This window comes from Alkalihalobacillus sp. MEB130, from assembly GCF_032335535.1.
In the GTDB taxonomy this organism is placed as follows: domain Bacteria; phylum Bacillota; class Bacilli; order Bacillales; family Bacillaceae_D; genus Halalkalibacter.
Genome location: NZ_JAOANA010000019.1, coordinates 65,067 through 91,070 on the forward strand (window position 1 = coordinate 65,067; position 26,004 = coordinate 91,070).

19 protein-coding genes are annotated in these 26,004 nt (G+C 38.4%); 9 read left to right on the forward strand and 10 right to left on the reverse strand.

Annotated features, from left to right (window positions below; all coding sequences use genetic code 11):
- Positions 1 to 169: 169 nt before the first annotated feature.
- Entirely contained in the window at positions 170 to 1,339 is a 1,170-nt protein-coding gene (gene iadA, locus N0O92_RS17720) for a beta-aspartyl-peptidase (protein WP_315615998.1), read from the reverse strand.
- 523 nt (positions 1,340 to 1,862) lie between these two features.
- On the opposite strand from iadA, the gene N0O92_RS17725 reads away from it, so the two are divergent.
- The 5 genes from N0O92_RS17725 to N0O92_RS17745 all read left to right on the forward strand — a co-directional run bounded on the left by N0O92_RS17725 (position 1,863) and on the right by N0O92_RS17745 (position 5,626).
- Complete coding sequence (locus tag N0O92_RS17725) at positions 1,863 to 2,168, forward strand: antibiotic biosynthesis monooxygenase family protein (RefSeq protein ID WP_315616016.1); 306 nt, start codon at positions 1,863 to 1,865, stop codon at positions 2,166 to 2,168.
- Complete coding sequence (locus N0O92_RS17730) at positions 2,165 to 2,536, forward strand: hypothetical protein (RefSeq protein ID WP_315615999.1); 372 nt, start codon at positions 2,165 to 2,167, stop codon at positions 2,534 to 2,536. The genes N0O92_RS17725 and N0O92_RS17730 overlap by 4 nt, the downstream gene beginning before the upstream one ends.
- A gap of 99 nt (positions 2,537 to 2,635) precedes the next feature.
- Complete coding sequence (locus N0O92_RS17735; protein WP_315616000.1) at positions 2,636 to 3,187, forward strand: LemA family protein; 552 nt, start codon at positions 2,636 to 2,638, stop codon at positions 3,185 to 3,187.
- Positions 3,188 to 3,205: 18 nt separating this feature from the next.
- Complete coding sequence (gene htpX / locus N0O92_RS17740; protein ID WP_315616017.1) at positions 3,206 to 4,081, forward strand: zinc metalloprotease HtpX; 876 nt, start codon at positions 3,206 to 3,208, stop codon at positions 4,079 to 4,081.
- Between the two features lie 168 nt (positions 4,082 to 4,249).
- Entirely contained in the window at positions 4,250 to 5,626 is a 1,377-nt protein-coding gene (locus N0O92_RS17745; RefSeq protein WP_315616001.1) for a sodium-dependent transporter, read from the forward strand.
- A gap of 47 nt (positions 5,627 to 5,673) precedes the next feature.
- Here N0O92_RS17745 and N0O92_RS17750 read toward each other — a convergent pair whose 3' ends face one another.
- The 8 genes from N0O92_RS17750 to N0O92_RS17785 all read right to left on the reverse strand — a co-directional run bounded on the left by N0O92_RS17750 (position 5,674) and on the right by N0O92_RS17785 (position 18,544).
- Positions 5,674 to 6,879 carry an aminotransferase-like domain-containing protein gene (locus N0O92_RS17750; protein WP_315616002.1) on the reverse strand — a complete coding sequence of 402 codons (1,206 nt, stop codon included), beginning with the start codon at positions 6,877 to 6,879 and terminating at the stop codon, positions 5,674 to 5,676.
- 740 nt (positions 6,880 to 7,619) lie between these two features.
- Positions 7,620 to 9,431 (reverse strand): ABC transporter ATP-binding protein, encoded by a 1,812-nt coding sequence (locus tag N0O92_RS17755; protein WP_315616003.1) that lies wholly within the window; start codon positions 9,429 to 9,431, stop codon positions 7,620 to 7,622.
- A gap of 12 nt (positions 9,432 to 9,443) precedes the next feature.
- On the reverse strand, positions 9,444 to 11,195 hold the full coding sequence (locus N0O92_RS17760) for an ABC transporter ATP-binding protein (protein WP_315616004.1): 1,752 nt from the start codon (positions 11,193 to 11,195) through the stop codon (positions 9,444 to 9,446).
- Positions 11,196 to 11,546: 351 nt separating this feature from the next.
- Positions 11,547 to 12,959, reverse strand: a complete 1,413-nt coding sequence (locus tag N0O92_RS17765; RefSeq protein ID WP_315616005.1) for a SpoVR family protein — start codon at positions 12,957 to 12,959, stop codon at positions 11,547 to 11,549.
- Positions 12,960 to 13,290: 331 nt separating this feature from the next.
- Entirely contained in the window at positions 13,291 to 15,027 is a 1,737-nt protein-coding gene (locus N0O92_RS17770) for a phospho-sugar mutase (protein ID WP_315616006.1), read from the reverse strand.
- Between the two features lie 488 nt (positions 15,028 to 15,515).
- The gene (locus tag N0O92_RS17775) at positions 15,516 to 16,031 is read right to left on the reverse strand and encodes a FixH family protein (protein ID WP_315616007.1); all 516 of its coding nucleotides are present in this window, start codon (positions 16,029 to 16,031) and stop codon (positions 15,516 to 15,518) included.
- A gap of 67 nt (positions 16,032 to 16,098) precedes the next feature.
- Entirely contained in the window at positions 16,099 to 17,643 is a 1,545-nt protein-coding gene (locus tag N0O92_RS17780; protein WP_315616008.1) for a bifunctional GNAT family N-acetyltransferase/carbon-nitrogen hydrolase family protein, read from the reverse strand.
- A 211-nt stretch (positions 17,644 to 17,854) separates the two neighbouring features.
- Positions 17,855 to 18,544 (reverse strand): DUF2225 domain-containing protein, encoded by a 690-nt coding sequence (locus N0O92_RS17785; RefSeq protein WP_315616009.1) that lies wholly within the window; start codon positions 18,542 to 18,544, stop codon positions 17,855 to 17,857.
- Between the two features lie 261 nt (positions 18,545 to 18,805).
- Between N0O92_RS17785 and N0O92_RS17790 the strand changes: the two genes are divergently transcribed.
- From N0O92_RS17790 to N0O92_RS17805, 4 genes are read left to right on the forward strand one after another with little or no spacing between them, the layout of a single operon-like run.
- Positions 18,806 to 19,960 (forward strand): glucose-1-phosphate adenylyltransferase, encoded by a 1,155-nt coding sequence (locus N0O92_RS17790; protein WP_315616018.1) that lies wholly within the window; start codon positions 18,806 to 18,808, stop codon positions 19,958 to 19,960.
- Positions 19,961 to 19,988: 28 nt separating this feature from the next.
- On the forward strand, positions 19,989 to 21,095 hold the full coding sequence (gene glgD, locus N0O92_RS17795) for a glucose-1-phosphate adenylyltransferase subunit GlgD (protein WP_315616010.1): 1,107 nt from the start codon (positions 19,989 to 19,991) through the stop codon (positions 21,093 to 21,095).
- 28 nt (positions 21,096 to 21,123) lie between these two features.
- Positions 21,124 to 22,623 carry a glycogen synthase GlgA gene (gene glgA / locus N0O92_RS17800; RefSeq protein WP_315616011.1) on the forward strand — a complete coding sequence of 500 codons (1,500 nt, stop codon included), beginning with the start codon at positions 21,124 to 21,126 and terminating at the stop codon, positions 22,621 to 22,623.
- A complete protein-coding gene (locus tag N0O92_RS17805; protein WP_315616012.1) occupies positions 22,559 to 25,003 on the forward strand; it encodes a glycogen/starch/alpha-glucan phosphorylase in 2,445 nt (814 codons plus the stop codon). The genes glgA and N0O92_RS17805 overlap by 65 nt, the downstream gene beginning before the upstream one ends.
- Positions 25,004 to 25,216: 213 nt before the next feature.
- Here N0O92_RS17805 and N0O92_RS17810 read toward each other — a convergent pair.
- Positions 25,217 to 26,004: transposase (locus N0O92_RS17810; protein ID WP_315616013.1), on the reverse strand; the 788-nt coding region annotated here is incomplete at its 5' end.

Genomic DNA, 26,004 nt, shown 5'->3' on the forward strand with positions numbered 1-26,004 from the left:
TGAATTGAGCGTTCGCTCACTTTGATGCATCTATATCCACTATACGTTCGTTTCATTACTGACATGACAATAATGTAAGCGTTATCAAAAAAATAGCCAATTTGACCCCTTCCTAAAAAAAGCAAAAAGGTAGAGCTGTCTGATCGACTTCTCTACCCTCTGAAAACGGTTATTCAAACGTTCCTTTTACTTTTATGTTTCCTTCTTCCACCATCACTTGTCCTTTGGCAATAACCGTTTTGATCTGAAGATCTTGGGACAATAGCAAAACATCTGCATCAAAGCCTACCACAAGCTCGCCTTTTCCTTTTAACTTCAATGCTTGAGCAGGATTTTTCGTAATTACATGCAACGCCTTTTCAAGTTCGACTCCTTCATCCACAATCGCATCTCTCACTTCAGCAAAAAGAGATTTCACATCTCCAATTTGCAACCCAATTAGCTTCCCTTCTTTATCAAAATTAGGTAAGCTTCCTTGCGCATCAGAAGTAAATGTGATTTGTTCAAGCTGAACTCCTTCTTCTAAAAGAACTTTTAAAGCGTGACTGCACTTTACTTCTCCTTGTTCTAAAAACGTGGGAATGGTACTTGTCGTAAAATCGACATAGCCACCTTTTTTAGCATAATTTATTCCTGCTTGAAACAAAGCTGCATTTCGATTAATATGAGTCGGAATAAATTGATTGATTGGGATTTCAGAAGAGGTGATCACTTCTTCAAGCAAAGACAAAGCTTGTTCTCCATCGCCAACATGAACGTTCACGATGCCTCCCTTTCCGGAAAGCATTCCCCCAACTCTTGCTTCAGCAGCAATTCTTTTTAACTCATCTACTGTTGGTTGTGACGACCTGTGATCGGCAATAGCTACTTCTCCCACTCCAATAATTCGATCAATAAGCAAGAAATCACTTTGAATGGAACCAGTGATTGGTCTAATAGGAACTTGATACGATCCTGTATGAACAAAACACGTAATGCCTTCTTCCTCTAGTCCTTTTGCTTTTGCTAGTAAGTCTGGCATGGTTCGACTTGTACCGTCCGTTCCGATTACTCCAACTATGGTTGTTACTCCAGCCGTTGTTGCCTGGCTCAACATAAGTTCTGGCGTTCGCGTTTTAAACCCACCTTCTCCTCCTCCGCCAATAATATGAACATGACTATCAATAAATCCTGGAACGACGAATTGCCCCTCCCCATTTAACACTTGAACATCTATATGTAAACTAGATACATCTATTTGATCTTCAATAGCAATAATCTTTCCCCCTGCAAGCAATACATCTTTCTTCCCTCTATATTCAGGTGAATACACTTCACCTTGTTTAATAAGAATTACCACGATAAAACACCCCGTTCTTCAAAAAATCTTGTTTAGTTATAACTGTTCTCATAAAGATTGTTGCTGTTAAGAACCCAACTGGCGCAGCCGTCGAGGCTTGACACCTCCTTGCGGGTGCGAGTGGCTGGAGCGCAATGCAACGAACATGTAGTGAACACGTACCCCAAACACCACAACAAAGTATGCAAAAACAGCCTTAATTATAAAGTATATCAAAATAACTCAAATACATTTAGAAAAAATGCCAACAATTTAATTAAGACTCAAACTGGTAGAATTGTTGTTTTTTATATTTCCAAAATTATGGTGGAATGGAGCGGAAGGTACTTGACTCCTGCGGAAAAAAGAGGAAAAGGCAAGACACCACTGACGAACGTCGTGGGGGCTTGGCTCCTCTCCGCGGAAAGCAAGGAGCTGAAGCGCAATGCAACGTCCCCAGAAAAGAGGAATGAATGAAAAAGATTCATCACTACCTACAAACATGTTACGATTAAAAGATCAACCAACTGAAAGGAAGAAACATATGTACATAGTTCACTCCACTTTTAAAGTACCAGAAGAAAAAGCAGCCGAAGTCATTGAAATCTACAAAAATCGGTCTAGACGTGTAGACAAAGCAGAAGGCTTTATTGACTTTCGCCTACTCCAAAACGCCAAAAGAAAAGGAGAACTAACCGTTCAACTGGAATGGCATTCTAAAGAACATTATTTAACATGGGTGAGAAGCCAAGAATTCAAAGAAATTCATGAACTCGAAAAAAAATACCCAGATCAAGAACTAGCTTCTGTCATCCCAGAAGTTCATCAATACGAGGTGGTAGCCACATGACCAAATTTTCATTTGAAAAATATCCTGATTTACTAGATGACATCATAACGGGTATTTATGAAGCTTACCCAGAACTAGAAGAAAAATTTGGCGAGCGTGGAAAGGTAAAATGCAAGGAAGACAATGAACATCATTTTAATTATTTAGAAACTGCCTTTTTGTTGAACCAGCCAAAAATATTTACAGATTACGCGATTTGGTTAAACAATGTGTTAGTGAGTAGAGGGATGAAATCTTCTCACCTAATAGATAACTTTGAACGAATTCATGTAGCCATTGCTAATAAAATGAAAGATGATCGTGATCGTTTGAATCAATTTTCTTCATACTTACAAGCAGCTATTTCTGAACTCAGGGATCAAGAATAACAATATTACATAATCAAAAAGTGAATACTACATGAATGAAACTTTCTTTTTAGAATCACGTAAATAACACATACACATGGAGAGGGGTTCGATAAAACGATGGGATTTTTGATAGCAATTGGTTTGCTCATTATTTTAGTATTATTTTGGGTATCTAGTTACAATAGCTTAGTCAAATACCGTAACTGGGTAGAAGAATCTTGGGCTCAAATTGATGTTCAGTTGAAACGACGCTTTGACTTAATTCCAAACTTAGTTGAAACCGTAAAAGGCTATGCCAAGCACGAACAAGAGACGTTAGCAAAAGTAGTAGAATTACGAAATCAAATCACAGCTCCTGGCAATAGTCGCCAAGAGCAGATTGAAGCAAATAATGAATTATCCGGGGCCCTCAGACAGTTGTTCGCCTTGCGTGAAGCTTATCCTGATTTAAAAGCAAGCAATAACTTTACGATGCTTCAAGAAGAATTGGCTCAAACGGAAAATAAAATTTCTTACGCTAGACAGCTATATAATAAAACGGTGATGGAATACAATACAAAAATTCAATCAATACCTACGAATTTAGTTGCTTCGATGCATAATTTTACAAGACGTGATATGTTAGAAATTCTGTCTGAAGAACGTGAAAATGTGAAAGTTCAGTTTTAGATTGGAGAGAATACGATGATTCTCTATAAACAAATCGAGCGAAACAAACGCAATACGGTGTTCATTGTTGTAGGATTTATTCTATTTGTGTTGGCCGTTGGCGCTTCCTTCACTTACTTGACGACCGGTGATTATTATAGCGGAATGGTTTTAGCCGCCGTCATTGGTGGCGTTTATACAGTTATCATGTTAGTTTCTAGTACGAATGTTGTTATGCGGATGAACCATGCGAGGGAAATTAAGTCGAAAGATGATGACCCTTTTTTATGGCACACTGTTGAAAATCTTGCAATGGCCGCTAGAATTCCCATGCCAAAACTATATGTGATTCAAGATTCAAGCCCCAATGCTTTTGCAACAGGTACTTCGCCTAAAAAAGGGGCAGTCGCTGTGACGACTGGGCTTCTGCAACAACTAAACCGAGAAGAAATCGAAGGCGTGTTAGCACATGAAGTCGCTCATATTCGAAATTTTGATATTCGACTAGCGACGATTGCAGTTGCCCTCGTTTCAGCTGTTGCCATCCTTAGCGATCTTGGTACCCGTATGATGTTTTTTTCAAGAAGAAATCGCAATCAAAAACAACACCCAGCCGTGCTTGTCATTGCTCTTTTGTTATTAATTCTTGCACCGATTGTCGCGACTCTCATTCGGCTTGCTATTTCAAGAAATCGCGAGTTTTTAGCCGATGCCAGTGCAGCTGAGCTGACGCGAAACCCTTATGCTCTTGCGTCAGCCTTGCGCAAAATAACGGGCGTACACACCCCAGTTGAAGAGGCATCAAGCACGTCAGCCCCACTATATTTTGCAGATCCTCTCAAGAAGAAGGCCGCTAGCCTTTTTTCTACGCATCCACAGCCTGAAGAACGAATACGACGGTTGTCTAATATGTAAACTCATTAACGTTTTTCGTTAGTGGGTTTTTTCTGTTATCGTACTCTCTTCCATTCATGCTAATAAAAAAATAATTTTGTTTTGTCAGAAAATTTACTACTCAATTTTTCTTTAGTGTGATATAGTATATCCACAAAACAATTTAGTCATTTAAAGGAGGAACACGCTATGTCATTAAAGCAAGAACCAGGGCGTGAACAGTGGGCAACCCGGCTAGGTTTTATTTTAGCTGCTATGGGCTCAGCTGTTGGTTTAGGGAATATTTGGAGATTCTCTTATGTTGCCGGAGAAAATGGAGGAGCAGCCTTCATTTTGGTTTACCTTATTATGATCGTCTTAATTGGTCTTCCGATTGTTATGTCGGAATTTACGATTGGACGTAAAGCTCAAAGCGATGCTGTTGGAGCATTCGAAAAATTATCACCAGGAGGAGATCGATTAGCTCCGGGTGAACCTTGGAAAGCGGCTGGGATTATGGGTGTTGCAGCTGCCTTTATGATTCTTTCCTTTTACGGAGTTATTGCAGGTTGGATTGTCTATTACTTCGTTAATTATTTAACTGGTAGATTATGGACTGCTCCAGCTGATGGATACGGAGCTTTCTTTGGTGGATTTATTTCAAGTCCAGGACTTCCACTTTTCTGGCAATTTTTATTTATGGCACTGACGATTGGAATTGTGTTTGTAGGAGTTAAAAAAGGAATTGAGCGTTCGAACAAAATTTTAATGCCATTACTTGGAATTTTACTTATTGTTCTTTCTATTTATGGATTAACTCTTGGTGGAGCAAAAGAAGGATTAGCCTTCCTATTTTCACCTGATTGGTCAGCCTTAACAAACCCGAACATTTATTTAGCTGCTTTAGGGCAAGCATTTTTCTCGCTTAGTTTAGGAATGGGTGCGTTAATCACATACGGTAGTTATTTATCAAGTAAAGAAAAGCTACCTGGTGCTGCGGCTAGTGTGGCTGGTTTAGATACAGTATTTGCTATTATTGCTGGTATTATGATTTTCCCTGCTGTTTTCGCTTTTGGTATTGAACCAGGATCAGGTCCAGGACTTGTCTTTGTCGTAATGCCTGATGTATTTGATAGTTTCGCTTTAGGCGGCATCTTTGGACTTCTTTTCTTCTTCTTATTAGCAGCAGCTGCCTTAACATCAGCCGTTTCTTTATTAGAAGTAGCAGTTGCTTACTTTATGAGAAAGTTTGAATGGTCAAGAAAGAAAGCGGCTCTTATAGTGGGTTCTTTAATTTTCTTACTTGGTATTCCATCGTCCTTAAGCCAAGGAACATTGTCTCACATTAGTATTATTGGCGGACGTGATATTTTAGACTCAATTGACTTTATCGCTTCTAATATCTTCTTACCACTTGGCGGTTTAATTATCGCTTTATTCATGGGTTGGGGATGGAAAAAAGCCGATGCATTACGTGATTCTGATTTCGGAAACACAAAACTAGGTTTAACGTGGTTATTCTTATTACGTTATATCGTACCAATTGCGATCTTAGCTGTATTCATTAGTTCTATTTCAGAATTTTAAAATGATTACTAAAAAACGGACTCCTTCAAGAGTCCGTTTTTTGATGCTTATTTTACATGAACCAATTTCTTCTCCATCTCTTCTTGAAGAAGAGGAAGAAATAACTTCATCCCTTTTTCAATTTTATCAGGGGTTGAATGCGTGAAATTTAAACGCAACGTATTCTTCTTAGCTTTCCCGGCATAAAAAGGCTCTCCAGGAACATAAGCGACTCCTCGTTCAACCGCCTCATTCAATAACGTTGTCATATCTAGGGAGTCGTCCACTTCTAGCCAGAGGAACATCCCACCTTTAGGTTTCACAAAATGAACATTCGGGATATTTGCTTCTTCCAAGCAGCGTACCATGACTTCCATGCGACTTTTGTATACCTTGATTAAATGTTGAATATGTCCATCTAGATCATAGTGCGTACATAATTGATAAAGGGCTTGTTGAGATAACGAATTAGAATGTAAATCATTTGCCTGTTTCGCTTGAGCCATCATTCGAATCACTTGATATGGCCCAACTATCCAACCTGTACGCAAAGCCGGTACAGCTGTTTTAGAGAATGTACTTGTGTACATAACGTGCTTACCGTCGTCTAAAGAGGCCAGTGGTTGATACACTTCATTTTCCGTAAACTGCAACTCGCCGTACGGATCATCCTCGAACACAACTACTTTGTATTTATGTACAAGGTTAATTAGTTGCTTACGTCGCTCAAGTGACCACACACGACCTGCTGGATTTGAAAAAGTGGGTACAACGTAAATACATTTTGGATTGTGTTTCTTCAATTTGCTCTCTAAATCTTCTGGAAGCATTCCATCATCATCCGAGTCGACTGTAACGACATTGGCTTCGTACGATTTAAATACTTGAAGAGCCGCTAAATAAGTTGGATCTTCCGTTAATACGACATCACCCGGACTTAGCATAATTCGAGAAAACAAATCGATGGCTTGTTGCGAGCCAGTTGTGACTAGTACCTCATCTGGTGTAAAACCTGTTATCCCCTTTTTTTGCATCCGATCGAGAATTGCTTCACGTAATGGGCGATAGCCCTCCGTTTCCATATATTGCAACGATTTCTTCCCCGTTTGAAAAACTCTAGAAAATGCATCTTCAAGTCCATCAAGAGGAAATAACTCGTCATCTGGCAAACCCCCAGCGAATGAGATTACATCCCCCTTCCCTACAATTTTTAAAATGTCTCTAACTGCAGAAGATTGTAAATACCGAACTCGATCTGCAAAGGCATACTTCATTCCTAGCACCTCAATTTGTTATAAAATTATGAATATTACATCTATATTACTCCGTTTTATGGAATTGTCAATAAATCTGACTTATCTTTCAAAAAAACGTCTATAAATTACTGTTTCCATCAGCAGGAGGAATATTCTTTATTTCCCGTTCCTTATTAATTAAACATCATTCAAGCTTCGGTGAAAAGAAAAAAATAGAGATTTTGTAATTTATGTCGAAAAAATGAGTTCCGTTTGCTGTTGGAAAGCCTTTTTGCAACAGCAAAATGGAGCCAATTGATGGATCACATCTGAATTCTAGAACGCTCTGAAGCTCATCGGCCTTATGAAGGACTTTTCTTTAGTAATTCAAGTTGGTTTTGTCCTTCATCCTCCTTATGAAAGACTTTTCTTTGGTCATTCTACTGCCTTTTGTCCTTCATCCACCTTATGAAGGACATCTCTTACTAATTCTACTGCCTTTTGTCCTTCATCTGCTTTATGAAGGACATCTCTTTAATAATTCTACTGTCTTTTGTCCTTCATACGCCTTATGAACGAAATCTCTTTACTAATTCTACCGGCTTTTGTCCTTCATCCGCCTTATGAAGATGTCTCAAATCCTGGCTTGTTAACTAACTCGCCGTAATCTCAAAAAAAAATAGACCATCAAATTAGCATACAATTTGATGGTCCATTCTTTGCGATAGGAAGCGGAACCCGTTATACCAAGTTTGATAAATGAGTACTCAACCACTCTGTTAATTATGGTCCTTCATTGCTGCGTATTGCGATTTAACAAGGTGATAGTATGCCCCTTTTCCTGACATTAATTCGTCATGTGTTCCCTCTTCTAACACATTTCCTTGTTCTAATACGATAATTTTCTCTGCATCACGTATGGTCGATAAACGGTGGGCAATCATGACCGCTGTACGATTGGCCAATAAGCGTTTCAATCCCTCTTGAATCTTCAATTCTGTCTCTGTGTCAATACTAGCTGTTGCCTCATCTAATATTAAAATACGAGGATTCGCTAATAAGGCACGTGCGAAAGATAACAATTGACGTTCTCCGACTGAAAGGATATTTCCTTTTTCTTCAACCTCAGTTAGATAACCATCTTCGAGTTTCACAATAAATTCATCTGCGCCAATCGCTCTTGCCGCTTCGATTACTTCTTCATCTGTTGCATCAGGTCTCCCAAACCGAATATTGTCCATAATAGTTCCTGCAAAAATAAACGTATCTTGTAACACATAACTCACATTTGACCGAAGCTCATGTAAACGTAGATCACGTAAATCCACTCCATCAAGCAGGACTCGGCCCTTAGTTGGATCATAGAAACGACTCATCAAGTTGACAATGGTTGATTTCCCCGAACCAGTATGACCAACTAGTGCAATCGTCTGGCCCGCTTCAAATGTAAGGTTAATGTCATGAAGTGCCTTTCTCGATTCATCATACGCAAATTCTACATTCTCAAAGACAATTTCTCCTTTTACTTCTGAAAGAGACTTAGCGTTTTCTTTCTCTGGCACAGATGGTTTCTCATCTAGAAATTCAAAAATACGTTCAGATGAAGCCATTCCAACAAGCAATTGATTATATACTTGCCCTAGTCTAGATATCGGTTCCCAGAACATTCCTAGGTAAAAAGCAAATGAAACAAAGATCCCAATCGTTATCGTGTCTGATTGAATTAACGTTGCCCCATACCAGATAAGCACGACAGCTCCAACCGCACTCGACATTTCCACAAATGGACGAAAAATAGCATTCATTCGTGTCGCATGCTTCCAGCTTTCATAATTATCCGAATTAACATCATTAAAGAAATCCATATTTTCTTTTTCTTGTGCATAAGCTTGTGTCACACGAATTCCTTGAATACTTTCATTCAAATGAGAATTCATCTTTGATTGTCTAACACGAACCGTTTGCCACGATCTACGAATCTTCCTTCTTAGTTTTGTAGAAATTAAAAACATAATCGGAAGAACAATGAGAATGAAGATTGCAAGTTCCGGGCTTAGTGTAAATAAGATGATGATAATCCCAACTAGCATGACAATATCCATTAATAAATTGACTACCCCATTTGTAAATAAATCCTGCATCGAGTTAACATCATTAATCACTCGAACAAGAATTGAACCACCAGAACGTTTGTCAAAAAAACGATGAGATAATCGCTGAATATGGTTAAATAACGCAGTTCGAATATCAAAAATCATATGCTGGCCAATTTCATTCATCCAACGTATACGAAACACGTTCGCAATCCAAGAGAGTAGATACAAGCCTAACACAATGGCTGCAAATAAATAAAGTAACTGTACATTACCGGGTATAATTGCATAATCGATAGCCAATACCCCGATAAAGATCGGAACAGCTACTCTAACAGCTGTTACAATTAACATAGCAATGATCGTTTTGGGCAACAATGTCCATGCATACGGCTTCATATAACTAAAGAGGCGAGCCATTTGTGACCAGTTAAAAGGCTTCTCAATAATTTGCTCTGTCGTGTAATGAAATCTAGACCGTTTTGTTGTTTGTTCCATGAGAATCCCCCCTTAAGCTTGTTGAAGCACGTACTCTTGGTCTTGGTTTTGTATATCGTAGATTCTTCTGTATAATCCGTCTGAATGAAGAAGCTCGTGATGTGTACCTCTTTCAGAGATCTCTCCGTCTTTTAAGACAATAATTTCATCAGCATGTTTTACAGAAGAGATGCGATGGGCAATGATAAACGTTGTACGTCCTTTCATCACTTCACGAAACGCCTTTTGTATTTTTACTTCTGTTTGCATATCAACTGCGCTTGTTGCGTCATCTAAGATCAGAATTTTCGGATCCATAATGATCGCTCTAGCGATTGCAATCCGTTGCTTTTGTCCACCAGATAACCCAAGTCCCCTTTCCCCAAGCACCGTTTCATATCCATCTGGCAATGCTGTAATAAATTCGTGGGCATCGGCACGTTTTGCTGCTTCTATAATCTCCTCCATTGAAATAGTTGGACGGCCATAGGCTAAATTGTCACGAATACTTGATGAGAATAAAAACGTTTCTTGCAATACAACACCAATTTGTTCGCGAAGGTCACGAAGAGAATAGTCTTCGATTGGTCGGCCATCAATGTAAATATTTCCGGAAGAGTGCTCATAAAATCTCGTAATCAATTGAATGATGCTTGATTTTCCTGCTCCTGTTGCACCGACTAATCCAATTGTTTTTCCTCTTGTTGCTTCAAACGAGATCTTTTTTAACGCTTCTATTTGTTTCTCTCCATATGTAAGCGAAACATGATCAAAAACAACTTCACCTACAAATGTCTCTTTCATTTTAGTAACTGGTTTGCCTTCATCTTTTCTCTCTTGTTCATCAAGTATTTCAAGCAAACGTTCTCCTGACGCTTTGGATTGTGAAAACATATTAATGATAAAACCTAAATTCATAATGGGACCGATGATATACCATACCAAACTAAAAAAGGCTACTAGCTCCCCTGGCTGTAAGTTGCCTTGTATCGTCAAATACCCACCAAAAGCCAACAGAAACACAGCTGATACATTCCCTAGAAACTCCATAAGCGGAAAGTACTTACCCCAAATTTTTGAAATATCGATATGTTTCTGCCTATAATCTTCATTCGATTGCTCAAAGCGATTCATTTCTTGATCTTCTTGAGATAGTGCCTTTACTGTATGCATCCCACTTACATTTTCCTGCACTTTCGTATTTAATCGGGCAAGCGACTTTCGAATTCCTCGAAAACCAGGATGAACGCGCTTATCAAATTTCCTTACGACGATAGCTAAAAATGGAAGGACAGCCATTGTTACAAGAGTAAGTGGAACAGAATAATAAAACATAACGGCCATACTAAACCCAACTAGTAAAACAAAGTTCACAACTTGAGCGCAACCAAAAGAAAGAAAAAAGCGGAATGTTTCCACATCTCCTGTCAATCGAGACATCAGGTCTCCTGTTTTGGCATTATCATAATAGCGAAAGGGCAGATATTGAAGCTTGCGATATAACGAATTACGCAATTTATAAACAGTTGTAATACCAAATAAATCACCAAAGTACTGATGAATATAAACAGCTCCCCCTTTTAGAGCCATTACTCCCACTATCGCAACAGCTAAATACGGAATCAAATCATAATTCTCAGCTCTTACCGCATGGTCTATCGTAAACTGCAAGATCACAGGGTAAAGAACGGTCATTCCAGTGACAATCAGCAAAGCCAACAACGACCAAATAAAATACCGTTTGTAAGGCCAATAAAATTGCTTCAATCGTTTAAACGTTTCCATATTTCACTCCCCCGCTTAAGTTAATTCTAAGAACGAATATTTAGATTCCCGAATTACATTTGATCTTTTTTAATACTACTCCTCCCATTCAGACTCCGTCAACATTCTTTTTAAAATTTTCTGTATTTTCTCCGACCTCACAATAAAACAGGTAAGCTCAAAAAAGAGCTTACCATTACTTTAAGAAATAAGAAGTCCTGCTATCCTTACTTGTGCGAACATGTTTGCGACGGCTTCACTCGCCGTGCGCCATTTGAGAAGATCGCTCAAATGGCTTAAAAGATTACGGCGGCTCCGCTCGTCGCTTCGAGTTAATAAAAAAAGGGAAAGGGCGACCTTTTTTTATTAACTCTACAGATATTTTCTATGAACTTTTTTGCCGTCATAGACGAAGGAAATTTCTTTTTCATTGATGATGGATTCTATGTGGACAGGGCGGCCCCATAGTTGAAATAGATATGGCAGAACTTTCTCTAAATAGCCTACATCCAATTCAGTTCCTTCATAGTTGTGCTTAATGTATAGTTCTCCATTTTTCAAATAATCGCCATCTGTTATAACCAAATATGGAAATCCTCCGTTAACACGTGACTGTGCCAGTTGGTCTCTTACTTGTTCCCATTGTTTATCAATGATTTTGTAATCCGCTCCTTGTTTTTGGAACAAGTACATATCTTCTCTTGTTACTAAATCTTTCGTTAAATAATTTCGAATAAAAGAAATGTCGGATTCTATTTCACGAACTTCAAACATTTTTTCTCGACCACTACCCGGCTGAACGCCTTGTCGTTCTTGCATGTCTTTTGTAGGATTATTGTATCTTTCTTCAATATCTTCAAAAATTTTGAGTCCTAAATAATAAGGATTGATCGTTGTTTTGGATGGCTGAACGACTCCTGCATTTAATTTAGCAAACTCAATTGTCTCTTCACTCGTTAAATCCATTTCACGTAAGATCCGTTGATGCCAATACGATGCCCATCCTTCATTCATAATTTTCGTTTCAAGTTGTGGCCAGAAGTACAGCATTTCTTCACGCATCATCGTTAACACATCACGCTGCCACGGTTCAAGTTCTCTACTATACTCTTCTATAAATAGCAAAATATCTTTTTCGGGATTAGGAGGAAAGTTTTTCTTTTTTATACGTGGCTTCACTGGTTCTTTCTTCTTCCCATCTAGTGCCCATAAATCATCATATTCAGATATTTTCCTAACCGGCTCTTCTTCCTCATCTTCCATACTCCAATTTAACTTAGGACGAAGGATACTAGGGTCGATATGTTCTTGTATCGCTAAAACTGCATCTAGGAAGTTTTCAACTTCTTCTTTCCCATGAACATGTTCGTAATGAGCGATTCGTTCAGCCGTCGCGCTCATGCTCTCGACCATGTCACGTCGTGTATTTGAAAACCGAACATTATTTTTAAAGAAGTCACAATGCGCGAGAACATGAGCGACAATTAATTTGTTTTGAATAAGCGAATTGCTATCCAATAGAAAGGCATAACATGGGTCAGAGTTAATAACTAGTTCATAGATCTTGCTCAAACCAAAATCATACTGCAGTTTCATCTTATGAAACTGTTTCCCAAAAGACCAATGACTGTACCGTGTTGGCATTCCATAGGCACCAAATGTATAAATAATTTCCGCTGGACATATTTCGTAACGCATCTCATAAAAATCAAGGCCAAACCCCTCAGCAATTTCGGTAATTTCAGCAATAGAATGTTCAAGCTGCTTCCAATTTTCCGATGACATACGAATCCCTCCTTGAACTTGCTTTCTTCCAATTTATGACGAGTTCGTGAAAATCATGAGTACAACTGTATGTAAAAATAAAAAAGGCTCTCTTCACAAAGAGTGTTACTATTGAAATTCGACAAAAACTTAGTGGAATGGAGCGGAAGGCACTTGACTCCTGCGGGAAGAAGAGGAAAAGGCAAGACACCACAGACGGAACGTCGTGGGGGCTTGGCATCCTCCCCGCGGAAAGCAAGTGCCTGAAGCGCAATGGAACGGATCGATAAGGAATAGTAATAAAAAGACAACCTAAAAAAAGCAACCCCGGAGGATTGCTTTTTTTAATAGATTAAAGAACTTTGTTCACAAGAGTCATAACCGCTTGTTTTAGCTGAGCTAATGACGCTTGACTCTCTTCTAATGTTTCTTTGTTAACACCGAAATAAAATTTAATTTTCGGCTCAGTCCCAGAAGGACGAATGCAGAACCAAGAACCATCTTCTAAAATATATTTCAGTACATTTGATGCTGGCAAATGAATCACTTCTTCTGCGCCAGAAATGAGATTTTTTGATTGGCTTGTCTTGTAATCTTCCACTGTGACGACTTTCGTTCCTTCCATATCTGTTGGAGGAGTATCTCGGAACGAAGAAAGAATTTGATTGATTTGCTCAATACCAGCTTTCCCTTTTAGTGTTAGCGATTCTAACCCTTCTTGATAGTACCCGTACTTCTCAAAAACTTCGATAAGACCGTCATACAAGTTCATATCACGTGATTTGTAGTATGCAGCTAACTCTGCAGCTAATAAGCACGCTTGAACTGCATCTTTGTCTCTTACAAAGTCCCCAATTAAGTATCCGTAGCTTTCTTCATAACCAAACAGGAAGCTGTGTTCACCTGTTTGTTCATATTGCTTTATTTTTTCACCGATAAATTTAAAACCAGTTAATGTATCGACCGTTGGCAAGTTATATTCAGTTGCGACAGCTCTACCAATTTCAGATGTTACAATCGTTTTTAAGACAATACCATTAGCAGGCAATGTTTCTTGTTTTTGTTTTTGAGATAAAATGTAATCAAGCATAAGTGCGCCAGTCTGATTACCTGTTAAAACAACATACTCTCCTTCTTTGTTCTTAACCGCTACTCCCACTCGGTCCCCATCAGGATCGGTTGCAATTAGGACATCTGCATCTAATTTTTTGCCATGCTCAATCGCTAATTCAAAAGCAGCATGTTCCTCAGGGTTTGGTGATGTAACCGTAGAGAAATTTGGATCTGGAAGTTCTTGTTCAGGTACCACTGTTACTTGTGTAAATCCACTGCTTTCAAGGACACGGCGAACAGGAATATTCGCTGCCCCATGCAAAGGTGTAAACACAATTTTCACTTGATCTCCGTATTGATCAATGATGTCTTTTTGTACAATGATTGATTGAAGTTTCTCATTGTAAGCACTATCAATATCATCAGAAATAATTTGAAGAAGGCGGTTACCTTTTAACTCTAATTCATCAGCTACTTTAATTAATAGCTCGTCCTCGATCTCATTCACATACTGAACAAGTTCATCAGCCGGACCTGGTGGCAATTGCCCACCATCTTCTCCGTACACTTTAAATCCGTTATATTCCGGTGGATTGTGACTTGCTGTAATCACAATTCCAGCGAACGCGTTTAAATGACGAACAGCGAAAGAAAGCTCCGGTGTCGGGCGTAATTCATGAAAGACATACGTACGAATTCCATGATTTCCTAGTGTAAGAGCCGACTCTAAGGCAAATTGTCTTGATTTATGTCTTGAGTCAAAAGCAATAGCCACGCCTCTTTCCTTCGCTTCCTCTCCTCTTTCAGAAATAAAACGCGCTAACCCTTCTGCTGCTCTACGAATCGTATATGTATTCATACGGTTTGGTCCTGGGCCAATTTCGCCTCTCATTCCTCCGGTACCAAACTCTAAATTTTTATAAAAGCAATCTTCCAATTCTACTTCATTTTCTTTACGTGCTTCTAATTCTTCTTTCCACTCGCTTTCTAAAGCTGAGAAATTCATCCACTTTTCATATTCACTTTTCCAACTCATATGCTGCCTCCTAATGTTGTATTGTGTTCTTATTATAGCATCTCAATTCTACTCCATGTCCCCCTATTCCTCTATAATTCCTTTAAAATTCCAAATAAAAAAGAAAAGAAAGCTAAAACTAACCAGTACCCTCCCTATTGAGAACATTTATTCTATTAATAGTTGACTCAAACTGATGTAAGACAAAAGCTAGGTGATTTAGCAGATAATTGTCCTTCATAAGGCAGATGAAAGACTTTTCATGGTCATTTTAGCAATCTGTTGTCCTTCATAAGGCGGATGATGGACTTTTCTAGGCCGTATTAGCAATCTGTGTCCTTCATAAGGCGGATGAAGGACTTTTCTAGGCCATATTAGCAGTCTGTTGTCCTTCATATTTAAAGAATACAAAAAAACACCGCAAACGCGGTGCAATTAGATAACTGTTTTTTTGGCGACTGGTTTAAAGATAGCAAACGGAACCAATCCCCGTTACACTAAAAGCTCATTTATTTGCTAACATTCATTATTTGGCGCTCTATATCCATTGGCAGAGGCTGGTCAAAGTGAAAGTGATCATTTGGATCCCAGTTTGTTTCCGAAACGACGAAGCCTTCAACAGTAAAAATGATTTGATTACGATACAGCTGATTACCTTTTCTCGCCTCAATCATGGCGATCCATGTTCCTGGAATGGAAAAAACCACTTCTGCTTCATATAATCCACCTTCTAGCCGACTGAATCCTTTTTCAATGTGGTGAACGGTACCCGGGCGATCAAAAACAGCCGTTACGGTCGCTTGATCGACACTACTTCCCAATTCATCTTCAAGAAAGATGTGAAAGTCCGTTGCCTGTCCCGTAGGTATTGATTCGCCTGCACCCGCATAGGTCAACGTCCAATTTGTTTCAAGTTCCTCCGTACTAACAAATGCCATTACCGAGTACGATGAAATGAAGATTAGGCAAGCTACACTCAGCATAAGAATGGGACGATTAAAAATAGGTTCCCTCTCTAGTCTCATCAGACCTGACCTCCCTTTTAAGTCAACCATCAGCCTAACCAAACTAGAGAAGAGGTAAACATCCTAATTAAGATTGTTTATAATTAATGGAGTAAATGTCATGACGACGATCTCGTAATTGATTGACACTTCCAGCTCTACGGTTCCTTCTTAATATTTCTAAATCAACGTCTCCGACCACGACAGTTTCAATATTGGCTTGACACTCTCCAACGATTCCGTCACGAGCAAAGGTAAAATCAGACGGACTAAAAATTCCCGATTGAGCATATTGAATATCCATGTTTTCTACGTCCGTTAAATTTCCAACCGTTCCAGAAAGGACTGTATACACTTGATTTTCAATTGCCCGAGCTTGAGAGCAATATCTTACCCGTAAATAGCCTTGGCGATCATCTGTGCAGAAAGGGGTAAAAATAATGTTCGCTCCTTTATCCACTGCAATTCGCGCTAGCTCTGGAAACTCAATATCATAACAAATTTGAATCGCTATTTTGCCACAGTCCGTATCAAATACATTGACATGATTGCCGCCTGAGATCCCCCAGAATTTTCGTTCATTTGGCGTAATGTGAAGTTTGTATTGCTTCTCGATCGTCCCATCTCTTCTGAATAAATAAGCAATATTAAAGATCTTTCCTTCTTCTTCAACAAAGTGGGAACCACCAATAATATTCACATTGTACTTTACAGCTAAATTCGTAAACAGCTCAATATAGTCTTCTGTAAATTCTGTTAAGCGGCGAATAGCAAGACTCGGGCTTTTTTCAGGTAAAAACGAAAGAAGTTGCAGTGTGAAAATCTCTGGAAAGACCGCGAAATCAGAATGATAACTTGCGGCAACATCCGTATAATATTCACATTGAATCGCGAAATCTTCAAAGGAAGAAATCTTCTTCATCGCATACTGAATTGTTGTAATCCGTACTGGAAACGATGTCTTAAACTGTCTTTTCGGAATAGTCGGACGGTAATCAATATTGTTCCACTCCATCAAAGTAGCATAACGCAAAGAGGCACGATCATCTTCTAAGTAATTAGGGTTGATACGTTTCATTGTAAAACCATTCATAACTTGAAACGTCAAAACTGGATCATAAATGTTATGCATGGTCACTTCTTCTACATAACGTCTAGGTGTCATCTCTTTGGCATACTTGAAGTAATTCGGAATACGTCCACCAATAATAATGCTTTTTAAGTTGAGTTCACGAGCCAAGTCCTTTCTCGCCTCATATAACCGGTGACCGATCTTCATTCTTCTGTATTCCGGATGAACCATTACTTCAATTCCGTACAGGTTATACCCCTCATAATCATGGTTTGTGATATACCCATTATCTGTAATTTCATCCCATGTATGCTGATCATCATATTCATCAAAATTAATAATTAAACTTGAACAAGAACCAATAATTTCTCCATCATATTCCACACAAAATTGTCCTTCAGGGAAAATATCAACATGACTTTGTAGATGTTTTCGTTCCCATGGTTCCATATTAGGGAAACATACCTTTGACATCTCGATGATGTCATCAAAATCGGCAGGTTCAATGTTACGTATAATCATTTTTTTCTCAAATTTAGACATATCTATCTTTTTAGACATTCAAAATCCGCTCCTTTCCAACACATGAAGTTTACCCTTTTTTCTATAAGATGAACACTCTTTTGCATTCCTTTTTATCTAGATGCCATTTTTAGAGTCCCCTAGGAAAGAAAAAACTTTCCTTTATCGAAAGAGAATAAAAGGGGTGTCCACAAAGATCTGTAATTGATCTTTTTAGACACCCCCTTAGACTTCTACCCTATTCTATTACTCATATTACTTTTTGGTCCCTGTTACGTATGAGATACCATTGCTCCCTTGTCATTTCAACAATCTTCGGCTCTAGATGCCTTTGTTTGTGTTGAATAACTTTTGAAAAATAAGAAGCCGACTCCTCAATTTCTCCAATTCTCCTCGCTAGTTCACCCATTAAGTAAAGCAATGTTAATTCCGTCATTGAGGTCCCTATGTACTCCGAATTTATATAAGCAGCTTTGTAATGAGTTAAAGAGTTTGCCAAAAAGCGTAATTCTTGCTCTTCACTATTGGTTAGTCGATATAACCAGGCTAACCGCAAACAAAGCCCTGCAATAATAAGATCTTTTTCCTTTTTTAATACAGCTGAAAGAATCGCCAGCTTTTTCGTTTTAATCGCATCTGTTACCGAGCGAGGTTTCCCAAAATCCTGTTTCTTCCAATTTATAAGTTGTTTCTTAATCGCTTCTCTCGTATGAAAAGGAAATTCCTTTGAAAAAGAATCGGTTGAAGAGAATCCACATTCGGGACAAACAACGACTTCATAAAAATAAGGGTTTATCTCGTCTCCCTTATATTCCGTATAAAAATCACTGTGTACTGATTTCACACGAATGAATCTAGATCGGATTTGCTTCGTTTGGAAAGAGTGATCGCAAAACAAACATGTGACTTTCTTATCATAAAACTCTGTAACCTCCATCATTTCTCTCACCAACTTTAGTTTAAAGGTCTTATTTATATATTAGTACAAACGAACTAGTTAGAGCTAGTCTTTTTTTGTTATTCATCATTTAAAAATATTTTTTATACATTTGGAATGTTAAGCGCTTTCGTTCGCATAAACTGAAAACACAATATTGGTCATGCCACTATGAGAAGGAGAACCCTCGCTTTGAAACAGCTAGTATCCCCACAAGGTGGCCCTCTCTTACATTTAAATCTAAATCAGACTGGGGCGGTCAAAATGAATAGAAGTCAAGAGTGTGTTGCAATGTTACTTGCAGGTGGAGAAGGTAAACGCCTTGGAAATCTAACGAAAAAGTTAGCCAAGCCTGCCGTTTATTTTGGTGGCAAATACCGAATTATTGATTTTCCCTTAAGCAATTGTATTAATTCTGGTATTGAGACGGTTGGTGTTCTTACTCAATACGAACCACTCGCTCTTAATCACCATTTAGGAATAGGAACACCTTGGGATTTAGATCGGCGTAACGGCGGCCTCACATGTCTTCCTCCCTTTGTTGAAAAAAGAGGCGGTTCATGGTATTTAGGTACAGCAGATGCCATCTATCAAAACAGTAGTTTCATCGAACAATATGATCCGGAATATGTATTGATTTTATCCGGTGATCATATTTATAAAATGGATTACAGCCTGATGCTTGAATATCATAAAGAACGTGGTGCTGATGTCTCCATTTCCGTTATTGAAGTTCCATGGGATGAAGCGAATCGATTTGGCATTATGAATGCAACTGATAGCGGCAACATCCTAGAGTTTGAGGAAAAACCCGAGAACCCAAAAAGCAATTTAGCTTCGATGGGGATTTATATTTTTAATTGGTCTGTTTTAAAAAGCTATTTACAAGACGATGCACAATCACTTACATCTAGCCACGATTTTGGTAAAGATATTATTCCAGCCATGCTAAATGATAATCGCAAATTATTCGCGTATCCATTCTCTGGGTATTGGAAAGATGTGGGAACCGTTCAAAGCTTTTGGGAAGCGAATATGGATTTATTAAAAGACCAACCTTCTCTTAAACTTCACGAATACAATTGGCGAATTTATTCTGTTAACGAATGTCAATCACCCCAATATATTTCCCCTCACGCGACCGTAACAGATTCCCTTATTAATGAAGGATGTGTCATTTACGGTGAGGTTTCTAAATCAATCTTGTTTCATCAAGTAGGTGTTGGCTGCGATAGCCAAATTGAACAATGTGTTATTATGCCTCACGTCAAAATTGGTCAACACGTGAAGTTAAATAAAGTCATCCTCGCTGAAGGTGTCACGGTCCCAGATTATACAGAAATAGAATCTCCTGATCATGAGATCATTGTGATTGATAAAGATACCCCTATTGAAAATTATGCTGCGATTCCACGATAAAAATCTTAAAGGTGAGAGGAAGAAATGAATGGAAAAACTTATCGGCGTCATCCATTTAGATGGAGAAATGGATTTTCTAAAAGAACTTACGTATTTCAGGTGCGGAGCGGCCGTTCCATTTGGCAGTCGGTATCGCATGATTGATTTTGTTCTTTCTAATATGGTTAATTCCCAAATCCAAGATATTGCTGTTTTCGCTAGACAAAAATATCGTTCTTTAATGGACCATTTAGGAACAGGAAAGCCTTGGGATCTAGATAGAAAGCGCGGAGGTTTGTTTATTCTCCCACCAGATTGGAATGATCCAACTGATTTTTCAAGAGGCGACTTACAACATTTTCATAACAATAGAGATTTTTTCACTCGTGGGTTAGGAGAATATGTTCTCGTAACAGGAAGTCATCATATATGTAATATCGACTATAGAAAAGTATTTCAAAAACACCTAGATTCAGGGGCCGACGTAACCGCCATCTATCAGTCCGTTTCTGAACTAGAACCTGAACATTGTACAGAGAAAAAACTGGAATTGGACGAAGATGGAAACGTTATAAATATAACTACAGATGCAACGAATCACCATTTATTTATGGATATGTACATTCTTAAAAAGTCGTTGTTACTTGAATTAGTCGATTATTGTATTGCTAGGAAAAAAGATAATCTTCTATTAGACGGCATTATCGCTAACCTTGACCGGTTAACGGTCGCTTCCTATCACTATACAGGATATCTCGCTGTCATTAATTCAGTAGAAAGTTACTACAAACATAGCATGTCTTTATTAAATGTTGACGTGTATACACAACTTTTTCTAAATCGAAAACCAATTTATACAAAATCAAAAGACGAACCTCCTACAAAGTATGCAAAAGGTGCTACAACGAAACGTTCATTATTAGCAAATGGTTGTGTGATTGAAGGCACTGTTGAGAATAGTATTTTATTTCGTGGCGTTCATGTACATAAGGATGCTGTCGTCCGAAATTCCATCATTATGCAACGTTGCGAGATTCAAAAAGGGACGTTACTAGAAAATGTCATCCTTGATAAAGATATCATCATCTCCCCTGATCGAACCTTTATCGGAGCCGCTGAAAATCCTTATATCATTGCTAAAAGAAAAGTATTGTAATCTAACCGTAGAAAGGAGTAACACGGATATGAATATTGTAATGGCTGCATCTGAATGTGCACCTTTTTCAAAAACAGGAGGGCTTGCCGATGTTATTGCCTCCCTCCCGAAAGCACTAGCAAGTAAAAAACATCAGCTTACAGTAATCTTACCAAAGCATAGATCGATCCCTTCTGAAATTGTATCTCAACTTCAATTTGAATGTTCATTTGATGTTTGGGTTAAATGGAGAAAACAATATTGCGGAATTTTCTCTTATGAAAGTGAAGGGGTTCTATACTACTTTATCGATAATGAATACTATTTTAACCGTAGCCGGCTTTATGGTGAATATGATGATGCCGAACGGTATGCTTTTTTTACACATGCTTTCTTTGAAACTCTTACTCATTTGGAAATTTTGCCAGATATTATTCATTGTCATGATTGGCAAACAGGACTCATCCCTCTTTATATAAAAGCTGGGGTTTATCAGCATCCAATAAAAACGGTCTTCACCATTCACAACTTAAAATATCAAGGGATTTTTCCTACCTCTGTTTTTCAAGAGTTGCTGCATCTCGACCCCGTTCATCTGGGTGGACTTGAACTAAATGGGGCGCTCAACTTCATGAAAGCAGCGCTCGTTCATGCAGATTGGGTAACAACCGTTAGTCCAACGTATGCACAAGAAATATTACAACCCTATTACGGGGAAGGATTAGATCCATTCTTAATGGAAAGAATTACAAGTTTTAATGGGATTGTAAACGGAATTGATGAGACGATCTATAACCCCTCGTCTGATTTAAATGTATCCGTTCCTTACCATCGCAATTATGCAGGAAAGAAAGAAAACAAACGGATTATCCAACAGGAATTAGATCTTCATGTATCCAAAGACATTCCGATGTTTGTATTAATTAGCCGATTAGTGGAGGAAAAAGGACTTCCACTTTTAACTCATATTCTTGACGAACTACTTAGTACCGAAACGATGCAACTAATCATAATGGGAACAGGAGATTCAGAGTTTGAAGAAGCTTTTCAATGGATTGCTAACAAATATCCAGGTTCGTGTCGTTTTATTAATATTTTCCATGAAGGTCTAGCACATCGATTATATGCAGCATCTGATTTCTTCCTAATGCCATCACGGTTTGAGCCTTGTGGGTTAGGTCAATTAATTGCGCTTCGCTATGAAAGTGTTCCCATTGTCCGTGAAACAGGAGGGTTAAAAGATACGATTACGCCGTATAATGAATTTAATGGAGAAGGAAATGGCTTTTCTTTCGCGAATTATAATGCTTATGATTTTTTACACACCATCCGCTATGCCATCCATCTCTACTACCAGCCTATTCATTGGAACCGAATCTTAAAAAATGTTTATAAAACAAAATTAAATTGGGAACATTCTGCATCTAAATATGAAGAAGTGTATGATAACGTACTTACGATGCAGTGTAACGAGGAGGAAAACTATGTCCATAACCGTCGAGAATCTAAGTCAGTTACTAAAAGAGAAGCTCACCTCATCATTCGGTAAAAGCATCGAGGAAACGACTACAAAGGAAATGTTTCAATCGATTTGCCTCATCATGAAAGACTCAATCCACCCCAATTGGCAAATGACTCAAAAAACCTATGAAAACAATGAAAGCAAACAAGTCTATTACTTCTCAATGGAATTTCTTTTAGGCAGAATGATTGAGACGAACTTGCTTAACCTGGGATTACTAGATGTTTACAAAGAAACGTTAACTTCTCTTGGGTTTAACCCAGAAGAAGTGTTTCGAGAAGAACATGACGCGGGACTAGGAAATGGTGGGCTAGGTCGACTAGCTGCTTGTTTCTTAGATTCCCTCGCCTCCCTCCAATTACCAGGTCACGGAATGGGCATAAGGTATAAATATGGTCTGTTTCAACAGAAGGTTGTGAACGGCTACCAAGTAGAATTGCCAGATTATTGGTTAGAAGACGAATACATGTGGGAAACAAAACGGAATGATAAAGCCATTGAAGTGCGCTTTGGTGGGACGGTAGAAACAACGAACATCAATGGCGAGCTCCACTTTCAGCACCATGATTATGAGCGCGTCTTAGCGATTCCTTACGATGTCCCTATTGTCGGATATGATAATCACACTGTTAACACGTTACGTTTATGGAGTGCAGAATCCACGACGAACCACTTTCATTTTCACTCTAGTCGTGGGCATGATTATTACCACTATCTTGACTATAAGCGTTCGATCGAAAAAATCTCAGAGTTTCTATATCCAGATGACTCTTTTTACGAAGGAAAAATACTACGTCTGAAGCAACAATATTTCTTAGTTTCAGCAGGTCTACAAAGCATTTTACGAAGTTACAAAAAGAAAAATAAACCTTTGCATGAACTGTCTAAGTATGTTGTGATTCAAATTAATGATACTCATCCTAGTCTTGTTGTACCAGAATTAATGCGCCTTTTACTTGATGAAGAGAAACTAGGTTGGGATGAAGCTTGGGCTATTACGCAAGAAACGGTTGCCTATACCAATCATACAACGTTAAGCGAGGCTTTAGAAAAATGGCCTGAAGATATGATTCAAACGCTTTTCCCAAGATTGTATCAAATTATCCATGAAATCAATGAGCGTTTTTGTAAAATGCTTTGGTTTGATTATCCAGAGTTACGAGACCAAATTCATGAAATGGCCATCTTATCTTATGGGCAAATTCATATGGCCCACCTTGCAATGGTAGGAAGCTTTAGTATTAATGGCGTTGCAAAGTTACATACAAGCATTATTAAAGACCGTGTAATGAAGCCATTTCATCATGTTTTTCCTGACCGATTTAATAATAAAACAAACGGAATTACTCATAGACGATGGCTTTTAAATGCCAATCCAGGTCTTGCCGAAGTCATCACTGATGCCATTGGGTCCGACTGGATTAAGAAACCCGAATTATTACAAGATCTGTTACCATTCTCAACGGACCCAGCTTTCCAAGATGCGGTCGCAAAGGTCAAACATGATAACAAAAAGAAACTCGCTTCCTATATTCAACAACATTATAATGTAACAATTGATGATCAATCGATTGTGGATGTTCATATTAAACGACTTCACGGGTACAAACGCCAACTATTAAATTTGTTCCATATCATCCATCTCTATAATGTTTGTTTAGAGAATCCAAATCTTGAAATGACTCCGCGCACCTTTATTTTTGGTGCAAAAGCAGCACCTGGTTACACATTCGCCAAGCAAGTCATCAAGCTTATTAATGCTGTAGCAGAAAAAATCAATCATCATCCAACGGTTAGTAAGCATTTAAAAGTACTTTTCTTAGAGAATTACCAAGTTACGTTAGCCGAACTGATCATTCCAGCTGCGGATGTAAGTGAACAAATCTCTACAGCTAGTAAGGAAGCTTCTGGTACTGGAAATATGAAACTAATGATGAATGGCGCCCTCACGATTGGGACACAGGACGGAGCTAACGTAGAAATTGGAGATTATGTGGGTCCAGATAACATTTTTACGTTTGGATTAACATCGGAGGAAGTGTTTAATTATCAAATAAGAGGCGATTACCGGGCACGAGATTATTACAACAATGATCGAAGACTACGAACTGTCATGGATCATCTAGTTAATCAACATTTCTCTGGAGATGATGTAGAATTCAAAGATATTTTCTATTCTCTTCTCTATAATAACGATGAGTATTTCGTTCTAAGAGATTTTGATAGCTATCTGACTACTCAGCAGAAAGTGGATCGAACCTATCAAAACCAAAGAGAATGGTTGCAAAAGAGCGTGATTAACATTGGGCATTCTGGCGTCTTTTCTAGCGATCGAACGATTAAACAATACGCAGATGACATATGGAATATCCACCCAACGCTCGTCCCTTCTCACCCTATTTTGTAATAAATAAAACAGACTGGGACATAACTAAAGTATTTAAATGAGAATGCGAACGTTAGACAACCTTAGCGGAGGAAATATACGTAGACTCCTGCAGGAATAAAGGGAGGCCACTGAAAAACTTCCGTTTTTCTTTGCTTAATAAGAAGCTAAATAAAAAAAGGCAATTTCTATCCATTATTGGATGAGAAGTTGCCTCTTTTCCTCTTTATTTTCCTATTCTTTTTCTCTCAAAAGTTTTAGTATTCTCTTGATATTCACCGCAAATATCGTGGTTGCAGCTTGAATTTGCATACCAAACAGACCCGAGGATGTTGCAATTTTGAACCCGTGTCGATGTTTTAATTCGCTATTTTTTGCTTCTATTTTATAACGTGACCTCGCCATTTCTTTAAACTCTTCCGTTTGTTGAAATGCTTCTTGTTCAGAGTGTTCTTCTGATTTAATGGTCACATAATAAGACTTTGTTTTTGCTCCTTCTTTGTAACAGCCTGCTTGAAACGGACAGACTTTGCATTTTTCAACATCAAATTGATATCGGATTCTAGCGTTATTATCTTTCCCTTTTCTTCCATCATATTTTTTGTGAGTAGCCATATGCCCAGCTTTGCAAACATACATTCCGGCATCTTTATTAAATTCGAATTCATCATTTTTTCGTGTTCCGTGTGTAATGATAGGATGGAGTTTGGAAACTAGGCTCATGTTATTTGCTTTCGCAAATTGAATGTTGTCTTTATCTGAGTAGGCTGTATCTCCAATGAGTGTATCTATTTCCATTCCTGCTTCTTGGCTTTTTTGAACTAGTTCCTGTAGATATTTTCCATCGCTTTTTTCCCCAGAAGTAACCACTGCCGCTGTAATAATTCGTTCTTCGTTCGTCATGGCGAGATGTGTTTTGAACCCAAAGAAAGAAGAGTCCTCTGTTTTATGTCCAAGTCGTGCATCTGGGTCGTTTGAATAATTGAGATGCTCTGTATAATCTTCTACTACTTCTTTTAACA